General features: G+C 47.2%; 2 protein-coding genes. One reads left to right on the plus strand and one right to left on the minus strand.

All coding sequences use genetic code 11. The features are described from left to right. Nucleotides 1–794, plus strand: a 794-nt coding sequence (locus ABNK64_RS11060; RefSeq protein ID WP_349764429.1) for a hypothetical protein, incomplete at its 5' end; no start/stop codon positions are given. 7 nt (nucleotides 795–801) lie between these two features. Here ABNK64_RS11060 and ABNK64_RS11065 read toward each other — a convergent pair. Continuing rightward, the coding region (locus ABNK64_RS11065; RefSeq protein ID WP_349764430.1) for a hypothetical protein at nucleotides 802–1,049 on the minus strand (248 nt) is incomplete at its 5' end.

The raw sequence follows: 1,049 nt of genomic DNA on the forward strand, positions 1-1,049 counted from the left end.
TGCAAGGCTATGTGACCAACATCACAGAGACTGTAGAGGAAGGCAAGCCTAACATCATCACTTCCGTTCAGGTTGAAACTGCAGTATTTGCAGACTGCCATTTCCTTCAGGAGGCTGTGGAAAACAGTGAACGTGTCACGGATTCTACGATTGAAGACCTGTATGCAGATGGTGCCTATCAAAGTCCAGACAAGCGAGAGTTTGCAAAGAACCACAATGCCATGCAGCTCAAGACTGGCAAGATGCAAGGTGGATGCAGATGGGAACTGATACCACATGACGAGGATGGTCTTACCGTCAGGGAGATTGCTACTGGCAACACCTATGAGGCCGTCAAAGCCGTCACAAAGCAGGGCTCCAGAAAACGTTGGAGAATCCCATGGAACAACAAAACCGGTTGGCGTTACTTTGAAGACAAAGACATTAAAGCCTATCAGCTAAGGAAGCAGATAGAAAGCCTTCCTTTGGAGGAGCAGCATAAACGGAATAACGTTGAAGCAGCCATGTTCCAATACAGTTTTCATACACGTAATGGCAAGACCCGATACAGGGGCTTGCTCAAACATCGTATGCATGCATATAGCAGATGTATGTGGATGAACCTCCGAAGGATGGTAATATTCCAGATTTCAACATTTCAAAGATCGATATTTGCCCTTTTCGGGCCTATCAGAGAAGCTTTCGGCTCTTTCAAAGCGATTTCTCGACAGATATTCACCAGCGGAGCCGATTGCTATGTTTCACTCAGAATGACCACACTGGTCAGACTGGATTCAAAATATGCTCCTTTTTAAAGTGGGCTCATTCCTTGAGTATCTCGGCAGGTACCTCATCGCAACGCTTGTAGCGGCTGATGTCGGTAACATCGTCCTTGGCGGTCCATATCATGGAACCCGATGCCAGGAGACGGGTTACGAGATAACTCTGGTTCCAGTCGCCCATGCCGTAATCATAGCTTCCGCTGATGATGTAGCCCTGGTATGGATCGTTCTTGATAGCGAACGAACCGGTGATATGGCGACCATACATACTGTCAAACTTCTGATACA

It is taken from the genome of Fusobacterium sp. SYSU M8D902 (genome assembly GCF_040199715.1).
In the GTDB taxonomy this organism is placed as follows: Bacteria; Fusobacteriota; Fusobacteriia; order Fusobacteriales; family Fusobacteriaceae; genus Fusobacterium_A.